At 40.1% G+C, this 23,957-nt stretch carries 26 protein-coding genes and 1 tRNA gene; 14 read left to right on the forward strand and 13 right to left on the reverse strand.

Going from position 1 to position 23,957, the window contains the following annotated elements:
• Nucleotides 1-539 precede the first annotated feature (539 nt).
• On the forward strand, nt 540-2,732 hold the full coding sequence (locus ACZ5YP_RS00385; protein ID WP_464835275.1) for an AAA family ATPase: 2,193 nt from the start codon (nt 540-542) through the stop codon (nt 2,730-2,732).
• The gene (locus ACZ5YP_RS00390) at nt 2,722-4,290 is read left to right on the forward strand and encodes a hypothetical protein (RefSeq protein ID WP_464835276.1); all 1,569 of its coding nucleotides are present in this window, start codon (nt 2,722-2,724) and stop codon (nt 4,288-4,290) included. The genes ACZ5YP_RS00385 and ACZ5YP_RS00390 overlap by 11 nt, the downstream gene beginning before the upstream one ends.
• Nucleotides 4,291-4,390: 100 nt before the next feature.
• Here the strand turns inward: ACZ5YP_RS00390 and ACZ5YP_RS00395 are convergent, their stop codons facing one another.
• Nucleotides 4,391-4,561, reverse strand: coding sequence for a hypothetical protein (locus ACZ5YP_RS00395; protein WP_464835277.1), 171 nt, complete (start codon nt 4,559-4,561; stop codon nt 4,391-4,393).
• Nucleotides 4,562-4,674: 113 nt separating this feature from the next.
• Nucleotides 4,675-4,872, reverse strand: coding sequence for a hypothetical protein (locus tag ACZ5YP_RS00400; protein WP_464835278.1), 198 nt, complete (start codon nt 4,870-4,872; stop codon nt 4,675-4,677).
• Between the two features lie 535 nt (nt 4,873-5,407).
• On the opposite strand from ACZ5YP_RS00400, the gene ACZ5YP_RS00405 reads away from it, so the two are divergent.
• Nucleotides 5,408-5,836 (forward strand): BP74-related protein, encoded by a 429-nt coding sequence (locus ACZ5YP_RS00405; RefSeq protein WP_464835279.1) that lies wholly within the window; start codon nt 5,408-5,410, stop codon nt 5,834-5,836.
• A gap of 71 nt (nt 5,837-5,907) precedes the next feature.
• On the opposite strand, the gene ACZ5YP_RS00410 is transcribed toward ACZ5YP_RS00405, so the two are convergent.
• Together ACZ5YP_RS00410 and ACZ5YP_RS00415 are read right to left on the reverse strand one after the other, a co-directional pair.
• Nucleotides 5,908-6,189 (reverse strand): hypothetical protein, encoded by a 282-nt coding sequence (locus tag ACZ5YP_RS00410; protein ID WP_464835280.1) that lies wholly within the window; start codon nt 6,187-6,189, stop codon nt 5,908-5,910.
• 189 nt (nt 6,190-6,378) lie between these two features.
• Nucleotides 6,379-6,849 (reverse strand): hypothetical protein, encoded by a 471-nt coding sequence (locus tag ACZ5YP_RS00415; protein ID WP_464835281.1) that lies wholly within the window; start codon nt 6,847-6,849, stop codon nt 6,379-6,381.
• A gap of 119 nt (nt 6,850-6,968) precedes the next feature.
• Between ACZ5YP_RS00415 and ACZ5YP_RS00420 the strand changes: the two genes are divergently transcribed.
• Together ACZ5YP_RS00420 and ACZ5YP_RS00425 are read left to right on the forward strand one after the other, a co-directional pair.
• Nucleotides 6,969-7,352 carry a DUF6653 family protein gene (locus ACZ5YP_RS00420; protein WP_464835282.1) on the forward strand — a complete coding sequence of 128 codons (384 nt, stop codon included), beginning with the start codon at nt 6,969-6,971 and terminating at the stop codon, nt 7,350-7,352.
• 71 nt (nt 7,353-7,423) lie between these two features.
• Nucleotides 7,424-7,588: a hypothetical protein gene (locus ACZ5YP_RS00425; protein WP_464835283.1), complete on the forward strand. Its 165-nt coding sequence runs from the start codon at nt 7,424-7,426 to the stop codon at nt 7,586-7,588.
• 502 nt (nt 7,589-8,090) lie between these two features.
• Here the strand turns inward: ACZ5YP_RS00425 and ACZ5YP_RS00430 are convergent.
• Together ACZ5YP_RS00430 and ACZ5YP_RS00435 are read right to left on the reverse strand one after the other, a co-directional pair.
• On the reverse strand, nt 8,091-8,375 hold the full coding sequence (locus ACZ5YP_RS00430; RefSeq protein ID WP_464835986.1) for a cupin domain-containing protein: 285 nt from the start codon (nt 8,373-8,375) through the stop codon (nt 8,091-8,093).
• Between the two features lie 237 nt (nt 8,376-8,612).
• Nucleotides 8,613-9,347: a hypothetical protein gene (locus tag ACZ5YP_RS00435; RefSeq protein ID WP_464835284.1), complete on the reverse strand. Its 735-nt coding sequence runs from the start codon at nt 9,345-9,347 to the stop codon at nt 8,613-8,615.
• Nucleotides 9,348-9,564: 217 nt separating this feature from the next.
• On the opposite strand from ACZ5YP_RS00435, the gene ACZ5YP_RS00440 reads away from it, so the two are divergent.
• The 4 genes from ACZ5YP_RS00440 (at nt 9,565) to ACZ5YP_RS00455 (ending at nt 14,116) form a co-directional block, all read left to right on the forward strand.
• On the forward strand, nt 9,565-10,548 hold the full coding sequence (locus ACZ5YP_RS00440; RefSeq protein WP_464835285.1) for a radical SAM protein: 984 nt from the start codon (nt 9,565-9,567) through the stop codon (nt 10,546-10,548).
• Nucleotides 10,533-10,655, forward strand: a complete 123-nt coding sequence (locus ACZ5YP_RS00445) for a hypothetical protein (RefSeq protein WP_464835286.1) — start codon at nt 10,533-10,535, stop codon at nt 10,653-10,655. Before ACZ5YP_RS00440 ends, ACZ5YP_RS00445 begins: the two co-directional genes overlap by 16 nt.
• Before the next feature lie 35 nt (nt 10,656-10,690).
• Nucleotides 10,691-11,029 carry a hypothetical protein gene (locus ACZ5YP_RS00450; RefSeq protein WP_464835287.1) on the forward strand — a complete coding sequence of 113 codons (339 nt, stop codon included), beginning with the start codon at nt 10,691-10,693 and terminating at the stop codon, nt 11,027-11,029.
• Between the two features lie 201 nt (nt 11,030-11,230).
• Nucleotides 11,231-14,116, forward strand: coding sequence for a cellobiose phosphorylase (locus ACZ5YP_RS00455; RefSeq protein ID WP_464835288.1), 2,886 nt, complete (start codon nt 11,231-11,233; stop codon nt 14,114-14,116).
• Nucleotides 14,117-14,187: 71 nt separating this feature from the next.
• On the opposite strand, the gene ACZ5YP_RS00460 is transcribed toward ACZ5YP_RS00455, so the two are convergent.
• The 3 genes from ACZ5YP_RS00460 to ACZ5YP_RS00470 all read right to left on the reverse strand — a co-directional run bounded on the left by ACZ5YP_RS00460 (nt 14,188) and on the right by ACZ5YP_RS00470 (nt 15,703).
• Nucleotides 14,188-14,463, reverse strand: coding sequence for a hypothetical protein (locus ACZ5YP_RS00460; RefSeq protein WP_464835289.1), 276 nt, complete (start codon nt 14,461-14,463; stop codon nt 14,188-14,190).
• A 158-nt stretch (nt 14,464-14,621) separates the two neighbouring features.
• On the reverse strand, nt 14,622-15,488 hold the full coding sequence (locus ACZ5YP_RS00465) for a VIT1/CCC1 transporter family protein (protein ID WP_464835290.1): 867 nt from the start codon (nt 15,486-15,488) through the stop codon (nt 14,622-14,624).
• A 140-nt stretch (nt 15,489-15,628) separates the two neighbouring features.
• A tRNA-Arg gene (locus ACZ5YP_RS00470) sits at nt 15,629-15,703 on the reverse strand.
• A gap of 152 nt (nt 15,704-15,855) precedes the next feature.
• Here ACZ5YP_RS00470 and ACZ5YP_RS00475 point away from each other — a divergent pair.
• Nucleotides 15,856-16,758 (forward strand): cation efflux transmembrane domain-containing protein, encoded by a 903-nt coding sequence (locus ACZ5YP_RS00475; RefSeq protein WP_464835291.1) that lies wholly within the window; start codon nt 15,856-15,858, stop codon nt 16,756-16,758.
• A 45-nt stretch (nt 16,759-16,803) separates the two neighbouring features.
• On the forward strand, nt 16,804-17,628 hold the full coding sequence (locus ACZ5YP_RS00480) for a KaiC domain-containing protein (protein WP_464835292.1): 825 nt from the start codon (nt 16,804-16,806) through the stop codon (nt 17,626-17,628).
• A gap of 71 nt (nt 17,629-17,699) precedes the next feature.
• On the opposite strand, the gene ACZ5YP_RS00485 is transcribed toward ACZ5YP_RS00480, so the two are convergent.
• A complete protein-coding gene (locus tag ACZ5YP_RS00485; RefSeq protein WP_464835293.1) occupies nt 17,700-18,578 on the reverse strand; it encodes a DNA-3-methyladenine glycosylase family protein in 879 nt (292 codons plus the stop codon).
• Between the two features lie 86 nt (nt 18,579-18,664).
• Here ACZ5YP_RS00485 and ACZ5YP_RS00490 point away from each other — a divergent pair, with 86 nt between their 5' ends.
• Together ACZ5YP_RS00490 and ACZ5YP_RS00495 are read left to right on the forward strand one after the other, a co-directional pair.
• On the forward strand, nt 18,665-19,606 hold the full coding sequence (locus ACZ5YP_RS00490) for a molybdopterin-dependent oxidoreductase (RefSeq protein WP_464835294.1): 942 nt from the start codon (nt 18,665-18,667) through the stop codon (nt 19,604-19,606).
• A 50-nt stretch (nt 19,607-19,656) separates the two neighbouring features.
• On the forward strand, nt 19,657-20,607 hold the full coding sequence (locus ACZ5YP_RS00495; RefSeq protein WP_464835295.1) for an aldo/keto reductase: 951 nt from the start codon (nt 19,657-19,659) through the stop codon (nt 20,605-20,607).
• A gap of 9 nt (nt 20,608-20,616) precedes the next feature.
• On the opposite strand, the gene ACZ5YP_RS00500 is transcribed toward ACZ5YP_RS00495, so the two are convergent.
• On the reverse strand, nt 20,617-21,453 hold the full coding sequence (locus ACZ5YP_RS00500) for an LPXTG cell wall anchor domain-containing protein (protein WP_464835296.1): 837 nt from the start codon (nt 21,451-21,453) through the stop codon (nt 20,617-20,619).
• Between the two features lie 95 nt (nt 21,454-21,548).
• On the opposite strand from ACZ5YP_RS00500, the gene ACZ5YP_RS00505 reads away from it, so the two are divergent.
• Nucleotides 21,549-22,415 (forward strand): YraN family protein, encoded by an 867-nt coding sequence (locus tag ACZ5YP_RS00505; RefSeq protein WP_464835297.1) that lies wholly within the window; start codon nt 21,549-21,551, stop codon nt 22,413-22,415.
• 11 nt (nt 22,416-22,426) lie between these two features.
• Here ACZ5YP_RS00505 and ACZ5YP_RS00510 read toward each other — a convergent pair whose 3' ends face one another.
• Together ACZ5YP_RS00510 and folE are read right to left on the reverse strand one after the other, a co-directional pair.
• Entirely contained in the window at nt 22,427-23,320 is an 894-nt protein-coding gene (locus tag ACZ5YP_RS00510) for a cation diffusion facilitator family transporter (protein ID WP_464835298.1), read from the reverse strand.
• A gap of 25 nt (nt 23,321-23,345) precedes the next feature.
• Nucleotides 23,346-23,903 carry a GTP cyclohydrolase I gene (folE, locus tag ACZ5YP_RS00515; RefSeq protein ID WP_464835299.1) on the reverse strand — a complete coding sequence of 186 codons (558 nt, stop codon included), beginning with the start codon at nt 23,901-23,903 and terminating at the stop codon, nt 23,346-23,348.
• Nucleotides 23,904-23,957 lie beyond the last annotated feature (54 nt).

Here is a 23,957-nt window from a genome sequence, read left to right on the forward strand (position 1 = left end):
AAGGGTAGGTTCAGGTATCAAGTTGATCCGAGAGGTAAATACAAGAGCTACATTATAAGAGTTGGTGTTAGGGAAAGTTCGAAGAAAGAGTCCTAAGTTTTTATCAAGTATATTGAAGTAATGCTAGTGAGGCTGTTTCTAAATGTACTGTGGTGAATATACGAGATGTTATTGTAATCCATGATGGACAAAGATTATGTAGTTCGGTCTAAGAATATAAATTAAGTATAAATATCCTTGTATCCTCGAAATGTATTTATTGTTCTCTCTTGTTGGTCTAATATTCCCTCGTTTCTAGTTTTATTTATGGATTGCAAGATAATATAATTTCGAGAGGGTCTGTAATGACTGGTCTAGGATCTTCTAGTAACTTGGTTTTAGTTATCAATGGACCTTACGAGAATTTCAAGACATCTCTGTGTAAAGCATACGAGTCGGGTTTGTTTCTATGGGGTTTTCCGAATCTGAGTCCTTTTAGCATTATACTTGAACGTAAAGATTGGCTGGTTGTCTTTTACGTTGCCAAGCATGGTTTGGCTATGATCGCTAAATTAGTGGTTAAACCGGTAGAGAACGATAAACCGTTTTGGCCAGATGAAATTGAAAAGAATGAAGTAATATATCGATGTAGATTTTATTTGAAGCCATTAAAGGTTCTAAGGAAACTCCGTGATATTTGCGAAAATGGAGCTCTTCCATCAAGTGAGGACTTTATTAAATTAGACGAAGTTCGTAGGTATATTGCTCGTGAATGCCGCATAGATGAAAAGGATGTTAAAATTCCTGGGGGTCAAGTAGTTACTGTTGTAAATGAAGAGTGTATAGCCAGTAAACTCCTAGAATACTTGGAGAACTACCCTGAATTCAACGACTTTAAACCACTTAGCGAGAAAGTAGAGGAATTTAGTTGGGACCCCCTTACCGAGTGTGGAAACTTCTATCTAGAGGTCACAAATGCACCGTATCCAGGGCATATCGGTAAGTGTTTATGGGTTAATTCCGAATACAAAGATATAGTAGAAAAACTCCAAAAAGGAGACTGTATAATACACTATCTCACATCAGAATCACCAAAAGTAGTAGGGGTATCACGTGTAATTGAAGTCGAAAAACACGCACTCACTAGAAAGGAACTAGAGGAGAAACTAAGATCAATGTGTATTTGGTATAAGAAGTATAGAGATTACGCAGAGAATCTACTTAAAAAGCATAATTCATTCTATTTCGTTAAATTGTCAGATTTCATCGAGTTTCCAAATAAGGCTGAATACGAGGAATTAGCAAGACTTCAAGGGAGGTATTTAGTAGAATTGAATAGGGAAGTAGCGTTAGAGGTATTGAAGCGTGGTTTGGGTAGAGAGGTAGTGAAGTTAGAAGTGGCCCGCCCGGTAGTCTACACTATGGAGAATCTTCTTGGGAAGCGAGAGTCTCAGAGGAGTGAAACATATATCATTCTATTGAATTTGCTTAGTGGGAAGAATGTGTTGTTGGTTGGTCCTCCTGGTTCTGGTAAAACCAGTTTATTGAGGGATTTACTCGAGGGGCTTGGTATACGTAGTATGCTTGTGACTGGTAATCCCGAGTGGACTCCATTTGATACTATTGGTGGTGTTCTAGTTGATGGTAGTGTAAGAAAGGGGTTTATATTTAGTGTAGTTGAGAAGAGTGTGCAAGCACTATGCGGAAATGGTGGTTTACACTGGCTTATTATCGACGAGATTAACCGTGCCAATGTAGACTTGGCTTTCGGCAAATTCTTTACTCTACTAGACCCTGTATACAGAAAGATAGAAAAACTGGAAATACCCAGTGTTAAAGGCGAAAAGGCAGAAGACCAAGAGATACCGTACATAAAGTGCGACGATGTAAACAAGGAGAGTAATAGTGTAATAGTACCCTTCTCCTTCAGGGTATTAGCTACCATGAACAATTATGATCGTGCACTACTATTCAAACTAGGATACGCGTTGACAAGGAGATTCGCCGTTATAAACCACAACTACCTTGAAAACCTATCTAGCTATTGTAAACACTATGTTGATAAAGCCCTCGATGAAAACACCAAGAAGAAAATAACCGAGGCGACTAGAGGCTCAGAGGAGTTCAAGAACATAGACTATAATAAAGTAAAAGATGGACTAGCCACGTGTAGAGAAGTTAAACGTGAAAAGGACATTTTAAATGATTGTGTATCACCAGTCGACTTCGCCGGGATGATAAAAGAATACGGCGATAAATGGTATGAAGAAGTATACTCCCTCAAAAACACAGAGATTAGACTCGATAAAATCCTACTTAAACTCGTAGGAGAAATCAACATGATGCTCAGGGAGTATAGGGATTGCGAGATATGCCCTGTTCAAATAACACCTGGTCTCGTAGCGGATGCATTGAAATACCTGGCTATTGGCGTCTACGCATATAATCATGGATATGCTACTAAACTAGAATGCCTGGCAAACACCGATGAAAATACTCTATCAATAGCATATACGCTTCTACTACTAGATACTGCGTTTTCAATCTATGTTCTTCCACAGCTAGACATACTGGCTGACTACGCCAATAGAGAGAGACTCTATCGCGGCAGGCCAGGAGTAGTAGAACGACGGGAGAAGAAGAGCATAGTGGATATACTGAGGGAAATCAAAGAAAAAGTGTTTGAGAGTACTGGCCTGGTTTACTCAGCTGAACTAATTGGAAAACTAGTGGACGGATATCATGTCTTCTAGCCAGGACTACACCATTGAAAAACCATGTTTAAACGAGAAACCAGTTTACTTTTCAAGTAGGGATAAAACACTATACATATGTCTAAGAGAAGACAAATCTGTAGTAGTTAGTGAATTAAAACAGGGTATCAGAGAATATGGTTTAAACCCCGGAGACATAGTGGATAATAAAGTAGCTGGTTTTCTATATGAACTCAGAGACTCGATTAAAAAATCCATTAAAAACCTACTCGGAGAAGACATAATAGATATATCGCTACCAAAAATCAAAGAAGACAAAGTTGATCCAGGTGAGTTCCCCGGTAACTACTTGCTCGACGATAGTAGTGATTTAAAAATTGTGTTGCATGTAGAGCCCAAGATAGGGTGGAGTGGATATAATAGAATGCTCCGAGACACCAAGCGTTCGATCGATGTATTAGTAGCAGAGACCGGTGTACTAGAACCACTACTTGGAAATCTCCACTATCCAACACTGTCTTCACCAGTATCTTACAGTATACTACTACTACGCCTCACAAATCTAATACTGTCTTCAAGCCCGCCGAGAAAAACCAATAGTGTAAAAACAGTCTCAGAGGATATTGTTGGACATCCCGTTTTACCAGATACACTGAAGTATATTTGGCAGGGCTACCCGCTCGGTGTATACGAGAGAGTTAGAATTGAAATACATGATTATCCATACATGCTTCTAGCTAAATTCCACTACGACCTAACTCATACATTGAATAATTCAATAGAGATACTCTTAGAAAACATGAAGAGTGCTTACAACGAGTTTATAGCTAGTGGTATCGAGTGGCTACAAAGACTCCACTGGTTTTACCTCACAACACCTCCATTAAACAACTACTTCAATATATTGTCAAAAGAAGAAGTCGACGTTCAAGACCTAGTAGGAGAGACTAGAAGGGCTAGTAGAATAAACCCCTATTTCACTATACTAGCAGACCTCTATGAAATGTATATTAGTAATATTGGTTTAATCCACGAGTACATTGAGAGAGGAGTCATTATACCAAGTGCCTCTAGTAAAATCTACGAACTCTGGGTTTTGACAAGTATACTTAACTTCCTAGCTAGAAAATACGGTGTGAAAATTAGTGTTTCAGAATACCGAGACCTCTATGTTAAATTCAACGTGGGAGGTATAGCACTAGACTATAATATCCCCCGTGGATGGTCATTCTTTGAGAAGCTATCGGGGAGGAAAATCCATTTAAGACCAGACTACATTCTACAAGGGAGTAAGGGTTCAATAGTATACGATGCAAAATACAAATCAAGAATCTACAGAGGCGACATACAAACAATGTTGACTTATATAGTGGAATACGCTAAACCCGTAGAAATAAAAGGAGAGAAGAAACTACTCGGAGTATTCTATAAACTAGCCAGTAACCCCGAGAAGCCTGGTAGACCGCGCTCCGGAATCAGAAACACTGAAATACCTGTTAAAATAGAGGTTTATGTATACCCGTTGGATCCCAGGATGAGTAGTGATAAGCGTGATGAAAACATATGGAAGTCTATTGAGCCGTTTTTATCTCACTAGTCTCTATAGTGGTTTAATTCCATGATTATATCTATAATCCATGGTTTACAGGGAGGGATTGTAATTCATTTACATCGACAAATATCTATTCTAGTAGTGGTTACTCGTAGTGTTTGATCCTTTGATAAAACAGTATGGTTAGTGTGGCAGTTAAGACAGTAATGCTTAATGCTACTGTTAATACAATGCTTTGAATCGTACTTTGCTTTACAGGTATACCTAGTAGGGCCCATATAAATACTAGTGTAAAAGCAATATTCCGTCTTCTCAATTAGACCAGCAATGTGGTTGGTAGCGCGATAGATATGATTATAGTGGCCCAGGTCTCCTGTGTCAATCCAAACCCGTCCCAATCGAGTGAAACCAGTGTGGCGGCTACGTTGGCTATAGAGGCAATACTATCCACCCGGGGTAGACGCTGAATTGTAGGTGGAAGGCTATTTTCTCTCGTAGTGGTAGTCTACGCTCTCCAATACCTAGACGGAGATATATTGCTACTAGACTAGCCAAGAGTAGAAATATGACGACTACTGAGAAGACAAGGTATTCTAGTTGCCAAAGAAACAACCAGGCAATATTCAATATACAGCTCGCAATGAATAATCAACCTATTTTCAATACATACTCCTCTCCCCGAGTAGACTGGTAGTAAATAAACACTCCGAGTAATACATAGATAACCACCATATAGAAAACACATATCCCGCCGGAGTCACTAGAGTCGAATAGCATCTGATACTTGACCAGTGGTTTCACCGCCAATAATTGCTGTACTACCAGCCAATTAGTTGACAACGACAGCCATTATGAAAGCCACAACATTCAACCATTTCAGAATACCCGGCTACACAATCAACATTACGCTATATATCGCCATACAAGTACTTAAACTATAAACCCAAACAGAAAACACTACGAAACACGTAATCTCCACTGGTCCTCTCGTTGTAAACAACACGAGGGAGTGGCGTGTAGAATACCCACTAGTCTATATTCATATCATCCTAGTTGAAACAATGGAAAATACTGGATTCTACTCTGGATGTTTTAATAGGATATATTTATAAATGCAGGGGGATTGTATTTACTTATAATTTATGATGTGTGGTGTATTGTATTGGAGAGGAAATATGTAGTTATAGCTTTACTGGTGGTGGCTACATTAATACTCATGTATATACTAGCCACGTTGAGGCCTCAGAGGGAGCCAGATGGATGGCTTTTCACCGTGGACGTCAACGGCGAGAAATTCAAAGTCCTCGTAACTAATCCAGAGACAGCGAAGTTGCTGAGAGAAATGATGCGTGGTGAGAGACAGGGGATCATAGTGGGCGAGCTTAGGAGGGGTGACGGTGGATTCAACAAGCCGTGGAGTTGGCACCTAGACCCGGAGACAATAGAAATCGCAGAAATAACAATTGAATTATGCGATGGAACACCATCATTTATAGAGAGCGAGCTAGACTACTGGCTAAACACAGTGAAACGATACTGTCCATGGGGCGGCGTAGTAGTCGCGGAGGAACCATGGTATAGAGGGTCTTAGAAGACTTACACTTAGAATACTCAGTATACAATAATTGGATCAACCCATAGTCTTGGATGGAATAGTGTAGTTTAGTGTTTGCCTGAGTGGTGTCTGAGTAGGAGTATAGTGATTAATACTAGTAGTGTAATTAATATGAGTAGCTTGGCTTCTACTCGTCCCTGGTTTAACAATGCATCATAGTGTTTGTTTCGAGTATGAATTGATTGATTAATCGCTATTGCCACTAGACACGCTGTTTCCAAGTTGAGGTCTCCGACTCCAGTCTTGTTTTCCGTGTAGAGTGTTGTTAACGGCTTTACTTCTCGTATCGCCTCGAGGAGTCTTAGTGCCTCTTCATCATATCCTACCATACTATATGCTGTGGCCGCCAGGGCTAGTTTATATGTCTCGTAGTATCCATTAAATGCCTTGTCTCTAAATCCTACTCCATTGTAGAGCCTGCGTAGTTTTTCTAGTTCCCTAGCGGCTTCTTCTCTCTCGCCTCTCTTAGCGTGGTTTATTGCCTTTATAGCTACTAGGTTAGCGTATTCATCATAGTCCTACATTACTCTATCTAAGACTATAACGTGTTTAACCGTGATCTCTCCTACACGGCCCGCTACAACATGGCTTGTCGCATTGAAGGGTAGCTGGATGGGTAGACCAAGGAGCACCTGGTAGTAGTCGTAGAAACCAGTCTTGTATAATTCCAGGAATCTCTCTACATTCTCGGCGAGAACACTGTTTCCACATATACTTCGCAACACATACACGGCGAGCATGTTAGTACTAGTATAGCAGGTATCAGACTCCACCACGGGGCTCTCCACGAGACAGCCGTAGCCGGGGCCGAGTTCTCTATAAAGACCCTCAATAAACAAGCAGATTTCACCTAGTGTAGTATTCTCTACGTATTCAAAACGTCCAGTACTGTGAAAACCCATTACGAGATATCCAAACAGAGTATACAGTAGAGCCTGCAAGACAACAACTACAACTCCTAAAACCACGGGGCATCGGTGTGTTTTCATCCGGTGAAAACCCCTCTACAACATAGATATATAGAGCTTTTTAATAAGGAAAACCATATTGGATAACACGTGTACTAAGAGTATAGTTGGAAGTAAATAGATGAATACTTGGTGGGTAAATGGGGGAGCCCGGTTCTCCTGGTATAAACCCGTCGACAAGTGTTTCTAATACAAACACTGATTGCACTGAGTATAGAGAGTCTTTGATCGATAGAATACTTGGAGTAATCCTTGGTAAAACGGCAACTGTAATGAAAATGAGTGATGAAACATGGTTGAGACATGCAAATCCATGGAGTTTTGCAACTAGGCTTCCACTCTTACTACTCATCACTATTACCTGCTGGTCTCGCGTGTGGATTGGCTGGTTCTCTCTAATTCCACTAGGTGTGATCATCGCGTGGACCTATCTAAATCCAAGAGTCTTCCCCAAGCCCCGTTCAACTCGTAACTGGATCAGTAAGGGTGTTTTCGGCGAGAGAATTCTCGTGACTCGTGAATAGAAAAAAAGTATTGTATTGAAATACCAGAACACCATGTTAAAGCAACATTTGCACTAACAATACTGAGCATGATGGGAGCTATCATCCTACTATACGGATTAGTCAAACTAGAACCCATATCAACAATAACAGACTGTACCATCACCTACCTTGGTAAACTATGGTTTGTAGATAGAATGGTATGGTTATTCGAGGATTTAAAAGAACACCCAGAATTCAAAAACTGGATCTACTGAAGAATAAAAATACGTGAAGCCCCATCAACAACTCATATAATACACTAATTCAACACAAAACTACTTTATTCAAGGTTGTGATGAGAGAGAGAAAAAAAATAAGTGTGATTTCAGGTAGGGTTTTTGAGGAGTACTGGGCTACTTCTTCTTCTTTTCTTCTTTCTTAGTTTCTTGTTTCTTCTCTTCTTTCTTCTGACTCATAGGGGTCACCCCCAAGGGTCTCCTCATCTAGGGTGTGTTTAAAAATTTTTTTCGCGGGTAAACACTGTGGTTTTCTTCGCCATTGGAGTTCCAGGTTGAATCTTCAACCAAGACGGCAACTAGTCACTTATTTCAATAGAAGTCATTGGACCCCATGGAATTGTAAATTCACGCTTCAACACGTTTTTAAATACTAGTTCTTGATTGTTTATTTCGTCTCAAGGTCTATCTATGAGTCCCGTAGTATCTAGAGTGTTACCTAGTATTTTATAGCGACATGGTTTGACTAGTTTTTATTTGTTTAAGGGCTTCTGCAATCCATCCTTCTTCGGGTAGGGCTGAAAAGTTTTTTAGGGTTTTTGGGGTTGCCTCTAGGGACAAACGGTGGTATGAAGACACTGAATATTTTTAATGGTTCTCTGCTAGTGTTTTCTACTCCATGTACAATTCCTGCTTTAATTACTAAAACAGTGTCTTCTCCTATGTCTTCTTCTTGTTTTATATTGTTTTCCACTATGGTGATCCTGCCTCTCCCCGAGACAATAAATGCTATTTCATCGGATGAGTGTTGGTGTAGTGGTATAATTCCCCCCGGGTTCTATAATGGTTGATAGAATGTGGTTTTCTCATAGTTTCCAAGTCTGGGATCCAAGACTACTCTCACTAATCTACGATCAGATGTTTTAAATACTGGTAGAGGCTTAATATCTATCTTCATAAATCCCACAATATAATACTACTGTGCCACGGGGTATACAAATGTTATTAAGCGAGACTTGGATGCATGGGCTATTGATAAATATTGAATTAACGTATTGAAGTCCTAGGAGATGCCTAGACTACTTGTAGCAGTGTGTATTGTTTCTAAACTCTGTAATACTGGTTGCTTCTTTACGTGTTTTACATGGATTAAGTTATACACTACTATGCCAGCCACGAATACTAGTAATGTAATGATAATAATTGATGGAATATCGAGTTCACCTCTACCGGTTGATTCATTTATACTTGTTTCTACTCCAAGTAGTTCTTTTACACTTGTATCTATTAATTCTACTTCTATTAGCATTACTGCTCCATGCCAATAACTCAAAGCCATATATCCACGTGTTAAAACACCGTTTTTATACTTAGAAGATATTGTCACATTATACTGTTCACTCACAACTGTATTAGTGTATTCTCCACTATAAGAGGAGTGTACTAGATATAAAATCCCCATTGTGGAATTGGGATATACGTTTACTTCGTGTTCTTCTATTGTACTATAATTTAATGGTGGAATATAACTAGTACACTTACCAGTTCCATTAACCCCGAAAAACGTTGCATTGTATACTACTACCGGGTGGTCAATCCTTGCAATATTTATTTTGATCTTGGCTTCTGCTCTACAAGAAAAACCTCCCTCTATTTCTTCAACGACGAGTCTATATATGAAGTAGTCGCCTGGTCTATATATTGGTTGAATATCACCAGTAATAGTTATCGGGATGGTTGAAACATAAATGAGGATTAATAATGCAATAGAGTACTTCAATACCTGTTTAATAACCATGAATACATAACACCCCTGGTATTGACAATACAAATCTCTACAATATAAACACCTTCCACTAGAAACAAGAAGACTGGTTTAAACAGTACTCCTCATTATAATTCAATGTGTAATAGTGGATGTAGGTATATAGAGGGTTTTGTACTTAGTGTTTTATGTGGGCTACGTGAGAGAGGCTAGGTTATACGAAGTCTTAGGGGATGGCTGGGTTAAGTGTTTGGTTTGTGAGAGGTTTTGCAGTGTTCCTCCTAGTGGTAGGGGTGTTTGTGGAAACTATGTTAATATCGAGGGTAGACTATACCACTCGGGTTATGGTAGACTAAGTGCTGTTGAGAGCAGGCCTATTGAGATCAAGCCATTGTTTCACTACTGGCCTAATAGTACTGCATTAACATATTCTAATTATGGCTGCAACTTCTACTGTCCATGGTGTCAAAACCACTATTTGAGTTTTACTCGCCCCAGCGGCTCTGAACCAGTAGTAGAGCCGTTTGAACTCGTCGAGTTGGCATTAAAGTATGGCGATGAGGGTTTATCGGCTAGCTTCAACGAGCCAACAACAAACTTCGACTACATCATAGATGCAACACTAGAGGCTAGAAAGAGAAATCTATACTCTATGATCGTTACAAATATGTATATGTCTGAGAGGGTGCTGAAAACCCTTATAGAGGCCGGCGTCGACGGCTTCTCAGCCGACATCAAGGGTTGCCCGGGATTGAAAAGGGCTCTTGTGGGTATAGACCACTACAAGGTGTTTAGAAACGCCAAGCTAGCACTAGACCTTGGTGCACACGTTGAAATGGTTTACCTCGTAGTAACAAACACTAACGACAGCAAGGAGTGCTATGAGTGGATACTTAGAAACCACGTTGACACTCTCGGGTCAGAAGTACCACTACACATTAACAGATACTACCCTGCACACAGGTGGAGCGAGCCCCCAACACCAATAGAGAAACTACTAGAAATTAGAGATAAAGCAAGAGAGCTAGGAATACAATACGTATACATAGGCAACATTGGATCAAGCATTTATGAATCAACATACTGTCCAAACTGCAACAAACTACTAATAGCAAGAAGCCATTATAGAGTAACATACTTCAAACTAGACCACTCGGGAGACAAATACAAATGCCCAAGATGCAGTAGAGAAATACCAATAAGAGGCAGATACATCGAGTGGAAGAAATACTAGATATAAGCAAAAACTTCCTCAATAGAAGACAACTAGTAGTTATACAGAGACTAGTTTACTTTATTAAATCAATAACTCTAGCTGTAGTACACGATACGTGTTTTTAAAGAGATTCTTGGTTTGTTTTTACTGGTTGAAATATATGAATAGATATGGATTTGACGGTAAAGGTAGGTTTTTCATCGAGGATTATAATAAATCAAGGCCTTTCGCCAGCTTTCTACCCGGAATTGCTGGTAGAAAGGGTATTCCTCTCTGGGTTTTCTACGTTAACAGGGTTCAATGTATTAGTTCTTTCGGCGTACAGGACAAAGACCACCCAATAATGGAGTTTGACTCAGCTGTCAGAGCTTACCAGAGGATTAGAACTCATGGTTTTAGAACATTTATCAAGATACCAGGAGAAAACGTATTATACGAGCCTTTTACCTACCGTTTGTCCCTAGAGGGTCATTCTTTATTGTTTTGGGGTTGCCTCTAGGGACTTCCACCTCGCCCATAGAGACCTTTGTATCTCTATGGGGTCATGGGTGGCGGTCGAGCCCAACGGCACGGGGCTCCCATCTACGGGTAAAAGCCCTAGAGGGCTTGGAGCAACGCTCCCATCACCCCAACCAACAATAAAAAACCCTAGCAGACCCTAATAAACATTTCTGCCCCCTCGAGAAACACTGTGCAGAGAATGTATATTGGGCGGAGCGAGCTGGAAATAGAAGAAATCAACGAAGAACTAGGATTGAAAATAAATGTCTTGTATTACACTATTCCACAAGAGAAAATACCTGCACTTGTACGAAGGGTAACAATAGAGAATACTAGTAGTAGAAAGAGGAGGATTGAACTACTAGATGGATTATCCTTTATAGTCCCCTATGGATTAAACGACTGGGTTTTAAAACACATGCTTACAACACTGAAAGCGTGGATCGAGGTCTACAATTTAGACAGGGGAATACCATTCTTTAAACTCAAATCCTCAACCGAGGATGTTCCAAGAGTAGAAGAGCTGGCACAGGGCAACTTCTACCTCTCCTTCCTGGTTGCCAGGGGAGAGAAGAAACTCGTTAAACCAATAGTAGACCCAGACCTAGTGTTTGGTAGTGACACCTCGCTCATACACCCAGAGAACTTCGCTAGTAAACCACTAAGAGAAATAATGAATACAAAACAAGTAATTTTCAACAAGCTACCATCAGCGTTTACACCAGTAGAAATAGAGTTAATGCCAGGCGAGAGCATAAAGATATATAGTGTAATAGGATACGCGCCAAGCATGCATGTTCTAGAAGAATACATCGCGAAATTCGCCAGCGAGGAATACCTGGAGGAGAAGCGCAGAGAAAACAATGCTATAATAGAGGAGATCGTGGGCGACGTCTACACCAAGACTTCATCTCAACTATTTGATGAATACGTTAAACAATGCTATTTAGACAACGTGTTGAGAGGCGGCTACCCGATAATACTAGACAAGGAGAGGCCGCTGGTCTACTACCTCTACATGAGGAAACACGGCGACCAGGAGAGAGATTACAACTACTTCGTATTGACTCCAGAGTATTATTCGACTGGTAATGCAAACTACCGTGATGTAAACCAGAATAGACGTGAATACGTATTCCTACACCCTGAGATAAGAGACTACGATATTAAATTCTTTGTTAACCTCATACAAGTAGATGGCTATAATCCACTAGTAATAAATGGCGTGAAATACCACTGTAGAAACATAGGTCTAGAAACACTGCGAGAACTCGTAGATAGACCAGGAGAACTCCTAGAATACCTGAAGCAACCAGTTACACCTGGAAGACTATTAATGTATCTAGAGGAAAAGGGAATAAAGCTCAAAGTATCCGAGGAAGTATTCCTAGAGGAAATCATTAAATACTGTGAGGAGGAAGTAGATGCTGTCCACGGAGAGGGCTTTTGGATAGACCACTGGACATACAATTTAGATTTAATAGAGAGCTATCTTGGAGTATACCCGGAGAAAAAGAGAGAATTGTTATTTAAAGACCCCAGCTACACCTACTACGACAATCCATTCATAGTACTACCAAGGAGTAAAAGGTACGTCTTAGATAAAGGCAGGGTTAGACAATACAACTCGCTATTAGAAGACCCGGAGAAAAAGAAGCTCATTGAATCCAGGAGAGAGTATAAACACCTTGTTAGAACAAATAGAGGCCGGGGCGAAGTATACAAGACCACGCTAGCAGTAAAACTCTTCAATCTAGCCCTTGTTAAATTCGCCACGCTAGACCCTGATGGAATGGGTATTGAGATGGAGGCTGGTAAACCAGGATGGTATGATGCACTCAATGGACTACCAGGACTCTTCGGCTCCTCGGTCGGCGAGACAGCCGAGTTAATAAGGCTAATAGACTTCCTCATAGAGTCTTTCGAGGAATACCCTGATGAAGAATTGAAAATACCAGTAGAAGTCTGGGAGTTGTACACCAGTATACTCAAACTACTAGAAGAATACAATAAGAGAATAAACGATGAGAGGAGAGACCACTGGTTATGGGACAACCTGTCTAGACTACGCGAGGAATACAGAGAGAAAACCAAACTAGGCTTTATGGGTAGCGAGGTAGTAGTTAAAACAAGAGATGTTATTACTGGACTAGAAGCAATGAGGGAGAAATTATGGAGCGGTATTAATAGAGCAATAGAAGAAAATAATGGATTACTACCAATGTACTATTACTACGAGCCAGTAGAATACCAGGTGGGAGAAAACGGGGAAATAATAATCCATAGATTCGAAAGGAAGAAAACGCCCCTGTTCCTAGAGGGAGTTGTCAAGCAATTCAGGATTACAAGGAATAGAGAAGCCCTGAAAGAAATCTATAGAAAGGTAAAAGAGAGCGAGTTATATGATAGAAAACTAGGGATGTATAAGGTTAATGCTCCACTTAGAGACCAGCCAATAGAGATTGGACGCGCGAGGGCCTTCCCACCCGGCTGGTTGGAAAACGAGTCTATATGGCTACACATGGAGTACAAATACATGCTTGAACTAGTAAAGAAGGGGTTATACGAAGAGTTCTACCAAGACTTTAAAAAAGTCATAGTTGCATTCCTAGACCCCGGCGTCTACGGTAGAAGCCCACTAGAAAACTCATCATTTATTGTTAGTAGCGCATACCCCGATGAAACACTACACGGAGCGGGCTTCGTAGCCAGGCTGACAGGTGCAAACGCAGAATTCCTCAGTATATGGAAAAACATGTTCATAGGAGACAAGCCATTCAAACTAGAAAACGGAGAGTTAGTCTTAGAATTCAAGCCAGCACTACCAGGATGGCTATTCGACAATGAAGGAAAAGCCAGTTTCAAACTACTAGGTAAGTGCATAGTGACATACTACAACCCGAGTAGAATAGACACGTGGAGGTTAAACCTCGAAGAAGCAAGAATAATAGTATACTTGAGAAACAATGAGAAAATAGAAGTCAAAGGCAACAAGATACGGGGAGAACTAGCATTGAAAATAAGAAACGGTGAAGCTACATCAATAGAAATACATCTACCAAACAAACCAGAAACAACACATTAAAACACAACGAGAAGTAGGCGGAAAAACAAGAGAATTAGAAAAACCAGGTATTAAAAAGTAATAAAGGGAGATTAAAACCTCCTAAACCTCCTCGTAAAGAAAACAATCAATACACTAGCAACAACAGTAACAACCAAGCCAACAACATATGGTTCAGGTATCGGATAGTATGGCGGTTGAGTTGCAAAATACAAGTCTATGTAGTAGTCTACATCACCATCCTGGACTTCATCCCATGTATTACCCGTTACATTAGTAATTGCATCTAAGGCATCCGAGTAACCTCCTATATCCCATGCACCACCCTTATTTTCATCGTAACTAGACCATCCTCTACCAGTTATCAATGAGATTCTTAGGAAGAAACTACCTCCGCTTGGTGGGCCTCCAATAGTACTCCATTTAACTCTAAATTCTATTGCCTCTCTATACTACTGGGCTAGACTTGAAAATTGATAGACTACGTATTCTACATGTATTGTTTTACGGGTTTTGTATTGAGGTATTATATTGCTCTAAGTGTTTCTCCAAGTATTGATCCCAAAACGTATAGTATTATTGATACACCGAGTAAGAGTAGTGTTGTCTCGGCGAGCTCTCTCACATAGTTTCTACTGTATAATACAGCTGTGTAGAACGACATGTATGCAACTATACCAATAGCTATAATCAGCATTATTATAAACGCTAATAGTATACTATTTGATAATAGGTATGGGAGAGCTAGTAGTAGTGCTACAGTTATATATGAAGTAAACGTGTAGAGTGCTGCACGCCATGGTTTCACTCTACCCTCGTTTTTAGCCTGTGTATATGATGCAACACCCATCGAGATAGATGCTGCAATACCAGCTAGTATACCTGTTAACCCAGCACTCAACGTGTTTTCAAATGCACCTAGAGAACCAGTATAAATACCCGTTAACTCCACGAGGGCGTCAGATATACCAAGTGTTATTGCGCCAATATATCTAACTCTAGCTTCATCTACCCCGGATATAAACTCCTCTTCGTGTTTTAATTCTTCATCAATTATTTTCTCAACTATTCCAGCTAGCTCCGGCCTAGACTCAACAACCTTTTTATACATTTCAATAGCTGTTTTCTCTTTTGACTCAAGGTATTTCAATAGAATTGTTAAACCAAAGAGATAGAAGAAAACAGTGTAAACAAGGATTTTCAAAGTCGAGAAGCGGGTTTTACAATTACTACTAATACTCTTCCAGAAGAGATAGTGTTTGTATTCGTCTTCAGCCGCTCTAAGTAATATATTCTTTAATTCTCTTGTAATAAATGGTTTTTTCGCTAGTGACTTGTAGAGGTTGTAGGAGAACAATTCATCTCTGCAAATATAATCTACTATCCCACTCATGCTATTCCAGCCCATACGTAGTCATAGCAAACAATGACCATGTAGCCTCAACAACCAAGAATTTACTTTGAGAGTGTTAAAAATAAACCTTTAAAAATGCCTTGCTGAAGTAGCTTGGAAGAAAAGTATTTATGAGTATGCGGGCCCGCCGGGATTTGAACCCGGGTCCTCCGGCTCCGAAGGCCGGCGCCCTGTCCTGGCTAGGCTACGGGCCCTGTCTCCATTGATTTAATTGTTGTCACTACTGGTTTTATATTTAAGCGTGTTTACAAATAATAATTGTTTCGGGCTTCCCTGTTTTACCCGGCCCCTTGATCTTGCAACTCACTGGTTTTACATACCTACCGCTTTATTTGTGGTGGTGTTTATGAGAGATATTGTTGAAACCAAGCTCACTGGTGCTTACAAGGGGTTTGTGTATTCAGCGTTGTTTTCACTAGTTGGACTCATAGTAGAGCTTGTAGTGTTTTCTCTTTGTGGTAGTATTATATTGCTTACTGATATAGTGCACTGGGCTATTGATACAACAGTAGAGTTCTTTGGGCTTCTCGCATTGTACTATGCTATTAGAATTGGTAAAAGGTTTCCATGGAGTGTAATGGTTTTAGAGAGCCAGGCAATGCTATTATCTATTACTCTCGCACTTGGAATCTACATTGTATCATTTTCTAGTTATTTAACAACAAACTATTCTCAGAATACAGCGACAACAACTAGTCTAGTACCAGCGGTTGCAACAATACTGGGAGGTGTTTTCACAGCTCTAACACTCGTAATACAGAGGAGAAACTATGAAAAGTATAAACTAGAAATACTAAAAGTAGACTATACACACGCACTACTAGACATGATCGCGGCTGGCGCGGCCACAATTGGTGTAATCCTAGTGTACTATACACAGAGCAGTAGTCTAGAATTATTGTTTGTAGTGATCTCCTCAATGTTTATAATACACAGCCTCCTCGAAATACTGAAAGACATTGTTAAAACAATAACTGGTACAAATATAGATCATGCATTAAGCATCAAGATATACAAGAAACTAATAAATGAATACGATAATCTACAAGTAGAAGACGTAGTAGCACGTAGAATAGGGTCATTCTATATCGTCGAGGCAAAAATAGGAGTAGACCCAAGAGAGAGAATAGGAGACATCTATAGATTGAGAAAAAAGATAATTAGCAGTATATTCGAAGAATCTAGTTTAATCTACCACATAGACATAAAGATATTTCCATTGAAACAACTAGCTAGAAAGAAAAAATAAACACAGTAGTAAATAGTAAATATTGTTAATACAATGGTTGTCTACATGCACCAAGACATCGTGAGAATATCAACGGGGATTAAAGAACTAGATGAAGCACTAGAAGGAGGCATACCCAAAGGAAGCTGGATAGCAATAACCGGTGAACCGGGAACTGGTAAATCCATTCTATGTATGCACTACGCCTGGGCTGGGCTACTGGGTGGAGACCCAGTAGTTTATGTTACAACAGAAGCTGAATTCCGAGACGTAGTTAGACAGGCAAAAATGTTTGGAATGAATTTTGAATTGTATAGAATACACGACATCTCGAGTAAAGAGACACCGAGTGAACCACCAGATATCGTCGTAATAGATATTTTTGGACTACTAAAAATAGCGAGACAGATGAGTACACAGATACAAGTAGATACAGAAACAACGAGGAGAAAATGGTATGCCGCACTGGATATTGAAACCCTTATAGCGGCAATACACGAGGCATATAGAATACTTGGTGTTTTAAGAGACGAGAAATCAAAGTCTCCATTTAAACACGTGCGTCTAGTAATAGACTCTCTAAGTGCATTCTGGGCTGACAAGCCAGCAATGGCGAGGAAGTACAGCTACGACTTGAAAATAGCTACTCATAGAGAAAACGTAACAGCATACCTTGTATCACAGTATGCAATGACCACGAAGTCTACATTTGGCTTTGGACTAGAACACATTGCTGATGGAGTATTCCACTTGTGGATGGATGACGTGGAATCAGCCAGAGAGGTAAGGAGATACTTGATAATAAAGAAGATGAGAATGACCTACCACAAGAGAACAGCGTTTAAACTAGAAGTACAACCCGGTAGGGGAGTAGTCCTCAGCGGGCCATGAGCAAACTACAAAATCCACTCATATTTACTGGCGAGGGGTTTACACTGGGGTTTGGTAGTAGTTCTCCACGTCTAATACGCTCTAGTGCTCTCGATAATGGCTCTGCATCTAGTGCTATTGTCGTGGCAATAGAGGCTAGTCCAGACCACTCCCCCCCACTTTGAAACCCAGAATTCCTCGGCATACTTCTCGTCTACACTGTATACCACACTAATGATCTTCTTCAACCACCTGTCGACTGGTGGTAGAGTATAATTATTCATTGATAACACTATTGCTAGTCTCGCCGTGTAGGGTCCAATTCCATCAATTCTCTTCAGCGATCTCTCTGCTTCGCAGACACCACTCGTGTTTTCCAACTCGTCTATTAAACCAGAGACAATTGCCCTGGCCGTGTTTAAAATAGTTTTTGCCCTGTAGCCAACACCAGACTCTAATAAAACCTCTGGTTTCTCTAGTACCTCGATTGGTTTAGGAGGCCTTGGAACTACGAGGTTATCTAGTGATACATGTCTACCATAATTCAAGACTATTTTGTGGAGCATACTCCAGCCTTGTTTAAAACTAGCATTTTGCTGGCAAATCCCTGTTACAAGACTCCACCACAAATCACTCTGTCGTAGCCTCCACCCTCGATACATTGTCGCGAAGTCTCGGAGTAGGGGGTCTCGTAGTGCTAGATCATAGAATCCAGTATAGTCGTCTTCAACGCCGAGAACCATTTTAACAATTGGAGTATAGCGAGTATTACACTCTGATGAATAAACTTCAAATCTCCCATTATGATATATAATTGCTACAGTCGTGATTGCTCCGGGTAGAAACACTATTGACTTATCTTTCAAAATCCAGAAACACAAATTGTAAACACTACTAGTTAATGCATAGTCTACAATACCACTGGGTAAAACACCTGTTTCACATTGTTTCAATTCTTCAACTCTCTTCATCGAGTACACCAGTCTAGTCTCATCAATGGAAAATCTAGTCATGGATAAAATACTGTTTGCTAAATACATTAATCTAGTGATAAGCCTTGATATCCAAGTGTTATGAAACCAGTTCACCAGGATTAGACTCGAAAGGAGTCGAGCTAGTCGTAGACTGCCCTATTGCAAAACACGTGGGTGGAATACCTGATATTGAAGAACTCTTAAAGGAGACTGTGAAACAAGTGTTTCCAGGTCTAGAAGCAACTCCTGTATTCGAGTCGAATGAGAGTATTGGATACACCCATACACTCCACAGGTTTAGAATACACGTGTCAAATAGTAAATACATTGGAGTTAGAGTAGTCGTTAGAAGACGTGAAGTTATTAGAATACTATTTACAATACCGAAATCTACGAGTGTAGAGGTGAAGTATAATAGAGGAATATACGACCCAGAACAAGACAAGTTTATTAATAGTCAAGGAGAAGTAAAACCCCCACCGGGACAAGTCTACATTGATATACCAATAGTCTACGCTATTCTAGGAGTCCCCAAAATAGACTTCTCCACTTGGAGCCTACGTGTTGATGGACTAGTTGAAAACCCGATTGAAATAGGACTACCAGGCCTATACGAACTCGGATTAACAAGGATAAAAACAGACTTCCACTGTGTAACCGGCTGGAGTGTAAGAGACTTAGAGTTCACGGGTGTACCGGTTACTAGAATAATAGACCTTGCCAGGCCACTAAACGAGGCTAAATGGGTGTATATTGAATCCCTCGACGGGTATTCAACTATTATTCCAATAGAGGAGTTTACACGGAGAGAAAACCTAGTAGCCCTGGAAATGAATGGTAAACCACTAGACATACTCCACGGTTACCCAGCGAGACTAATAATACCGAGCCTCTACGGCTGGAAGAGTGCAAAGTGGGTTAAGAGAATACACTTTACTAATAGATATATTGATGGATACTGGGAGGCCCTTGGATATCATCCAAGAGGCCGGGTAGACCTCGAGGAGAGATTTAAAAACAAGTAGAGTGAAACATTAATTATCCACGGTTTTAATCAGTATTCTTGGTGTAAACTATGGAGTATACAAATCTAGGATGGAGTGACTTAAAGATTTCTAGAATAGGGCTTGGAGCATGGCAGTTTAGCGAGGCGTGGGGAGTAGTGGACTACGAAGCCGCCAAGGCCGTTATAGCTAAAGCACACGAGTTGGGAATAAACTTTATTGACACTGCTATGGTTTATGGCCGGGGACTAAGCGAGGAGTTTATTGGTAGAGCACTCAGAGAACTTGGTATTCCAAGAGAAGAAGTTGTAATCGCTACTAAGATACCAGGTGAATTCCTAAATCCAGACGACGTGTTCCGCGCAGTAGACAAGTCGTTAAAGAGACTTGGAGTAAACGAAATAGACTTGCTACAACTACACTGGCCTCCATGCTGGCATAATTATCCAACAGGTGCGTATGCGAGAGCACTAGAGAGACTAGTAGCAATGGGTAAGGTAGTCCATCTAGGTGTTAGCAACTACCCCGTTGCACTAATAGAAGAGTTGAGATCATACTTCTCATTTACAGACATTGTTAGTATGCAATACAGATTCAACCTCGTTGAGAGATGGGCTGAATACGAGTTAATACCTTACGCAGAAGCAAACGATTTAACCTTTATACCATGGAGCCCACTTGCAAAAGGCTTATTGTCAGGAAAATACACGCCGGAAAACCCACCAGAATTCAAAGACGTGAGAAGCAATGAAGCAGTATTCCACCCAGAAAACTTCAAGAAAATGAGTGAATTAATAAACACATTGAAGCAACTAGCAGAAAAATACAATAAAACACCAGCTCAAATAGCATTAAACTGGTTGTTAAAGTATAGCCCCGTTATTGTTCCAATACCAGGTGCTAAAACACCCAAACAAGTAGAAGAAAACGCTGGAGCAGTTGGATGGGAGCTTTCATACGACGACTGGAGACTACTAGACGAAATAAGCAAGTCTATTAAAATAACATATGTTACATGGTAGTTTTCTTTTCTACACACTCTTCTTTTTAACCAGGAAGAATACAACTACACCTATAATCAATACAATACCGAGTATTAAGAGACCACTATTTCCACTCTCTCTATTCGACACCAATGGTTTTATAGTATGCGTTTCATTCAAAGGTGTTGTCGTAGTTGATTTAGGAGTATTTGTAGTCTCTGTAGCTGGACGTGTAGGAGTTGTATCCAGTCTCGGTGTGGTTGTAGTTGGTGGTTGAGGAGTAGTAGTTATTCCTGGCTCTTCTTCGCCGAGTTCACTTGTTAAAACGAGTTCTAGTGAGCCAACTCCTCTTATCAATACTCTACTACCTGTTTGATCCACTTCAACTATAATTCCATTTGAGAATACATTGTATGAAATATTGTATGGATTTAACAGGTTTAAGTAGACTTCATTATTTCTCGTCAACAAGCCGGTATCACTTGTATCAACGATTACACTATATACACCGGGACCATACTCAAAGAACAAATCGTTTACAGCGAAATATGCTTCGAAAACTCCTGATCCACACGCGACTACTTCTAGTATTCCAGTAGACTCGTTGAAGTACGATCCTAGAATATGCAAGTTTCCTTCAACAGTGTAGTCTATGTATTCATACATGCCAAAGTATGCTTCTACTACTTTAACAGGTATGTAGAGACTACTACAATCACCGAGTGAAATACTGGTTTTTAAAACAAGTAGTCCAGTGTTTTCTAGAGGTTCGTATAGTAATTCATATCTAATACTCTCAACTGGTGAAATAGTATTTGCATCTACTAGTATAGGGGTTAATACTACTAGAATCAATAGTGTTAATTCTAGTTTAAACCACGTCAATTAATACACCTGGAGACTTAGAGCTGTCTTTAACTATTTAAACTTAAATAACTCGCAATGGGTATTTTTAATTGTAGTCAAGGGAATGGTTGTAAATGAATTCTACTAGTAACCTGTCTGCGCGTCGAAGATGGATGGCTAGTGAGAAAATAGCTATAGGTGTACTCGAAGAACTGGGTTATAAAATCATCGAGACGAGTAAGAGAATAGAGATCAATGGTGTTGAAGTAGGAGAAGTAGATGTAGTTGCAAGCGACCAGCAGGGAGAAATATATGCAGTCGAAGTAAAAGCTGGTAGAATAGATGTCAGTGGTATTAGACAAGCATATGTAAACGCCTTATTAATAAATGCAAAACCACTCGTTGTATGCAAAGGGTTTGCAGACGACGCCGCGAGAGAACTAGCCGAGCACCTGGGAGTAAGAGTTATCCAGTTGTCTGATGTATTCCTAGTTGAATCAGAGGAATTGTACACTATAGTACGCGAAGTAATAGAGGAGACACTAACAGACTACTTAGAAGTCTTCTATGGATTCAACCCCCAGTTAAAACCAGAACACCTTGAAATCCTATACGCTATACACAACTCTACAACTATAGATGAAGCAGCTAGTAAACTAGGATTAGACCCTGCTGGACTAGCTAGAAAAATAGATGAATTAAAGAGAATAGGAGTTATCCCCAAGTGGGCAACGAAATACAATAGCGTTAAGAGAATAGCACAAGTAGTTATTCAAAAACAAAGCATGATGAGTGCACTGGAAGAAACCCGGAAACTAATAGAAAACCTGAAGCAAGTAGAAGAACAATTAAAAACAATACAGGGTAGTATAAGTACATTAAACCAGCAGTTGAAGAAACTACAAGACTTAATAGTTAAACTAGAAGTAAAAACACAGAGTATAGGTGAAACCAGGCAATCAATACAACAAGCAACACAGCAGACTACACAGCAACAATAAATACTCCACGTCTACTCGTCTTCACCACTGCTATCTCCACTCGGCTCTACGTGAACAGTTGGCTCGTATTTGAATTTCTCTCTAATAGTAGACTCTATTTTCGACGCTATATCGTGTGCCTCTTTTAAAGACATCTCACCGGGTAGTTCTACGTGTAGTGTAACCTCGACGTGGTCTCCATACCTGTGGAAGTGAATATGATGTATATTTGACACCATGGGGAACTCACTCTGAATTACTTGTTTCAATTCTGCTATTTCACTAGGGGTTGGCCCCCTTCCAAGAAGCTCCATGCCTGTTCTACTTGATATCTCCCACGCTGTATAAATTATTATAGCTGAAACAAGTAATCCGAGAACACCATCGATCCACCAGTAGTCTCTACCGATAAATATAGTTATTGCTAGTAGACCAGTTGCAAATGTATCTGTTAAATGATGCCAGGCGTCTGCCTTCACAAGTTCCGACTCTGTTTTAACTCCGAGCCGCCAGGCCCATAGAGTCAGTAATCCCTTTGTAAGAGTTGAAGTAATTAAAACTAGTACTAGTAGATCAGAGTATACGAGTGTTTCTTTAGATAGTAATTTTTCAATACTAGAAAATCCAAACTCGAAACCAGCTACTCCAAGAAGTACACCTATTACGAGGCTTCCAAGTAACTCGAATCTCCCGTGTCCAAATGGGTGTTCTTCATCCGCTGGTTTACTTGCATAGCGGTAACTAATAATTAGTATTAGAGATGTTGCAGTATCGCTTAGTGTATGTATTGAATCCGCTATTACAGCTATTGAATTAGAAATCACTCCTACATAATACTTGATTATAAACAACAACGTGTTGACCACTATAGAGATAAATCCTTCTTGGTAACCCGCCCTCCTCCTCTTATTGAATTCACTATTCAATATTACACCATTTAAATTAACTGTATTATTCAGTGAAGCCCATGAGCCTCATAGTCTCCATTCTCAAAGCGAAATCTCTGAATTTGCCTCTTATGGCCGATGTTACAACCTCGGCGTCTTGTGTTTTAACACCCCTCATTCTCATACAGAAGTGTTCTCCGCGTACTACTACCATTACATCGTTGCTCCCTGTTAACTCTTGTATTCTACTCGCAATGTTCTCGGTGTATTGTTCTTGGAGAGTTATTCTTCCCGCTTCATCTAGTGCTACACGTGCTAGTTTACTGATTCCTACTACTTTTCCACGTGGAATATATGCAATGTATACTCTGTAGACTACTGGTAGGAGGTGGTGTGGACATAGAGAATACGCGAGAATATCTCTTACTACTACGAGGTCTCCACTACTTGTAAAATACTTGTAGTCGTCTTCCGTGATCTTGGGTGATAATAACTCTTCGTAGAAGTCGGCGACTCTCTGTGGTGTTTCCTTGTAGTTTTCATCTTCTGGGTTTAAACCCAGTCCTTCAAGTATTAATCTAACACCCTTCATTATCTTCTCTTTATCTATTTGTCTATTCATAAACACCACTGTAAACACTTGTCTTCAATAAAAATCGTGTTTTTCATAGAGGTT

The sequence above is a fragment of the Sulfophobococcus zilligii genome, from assembly GCF_055398255.1.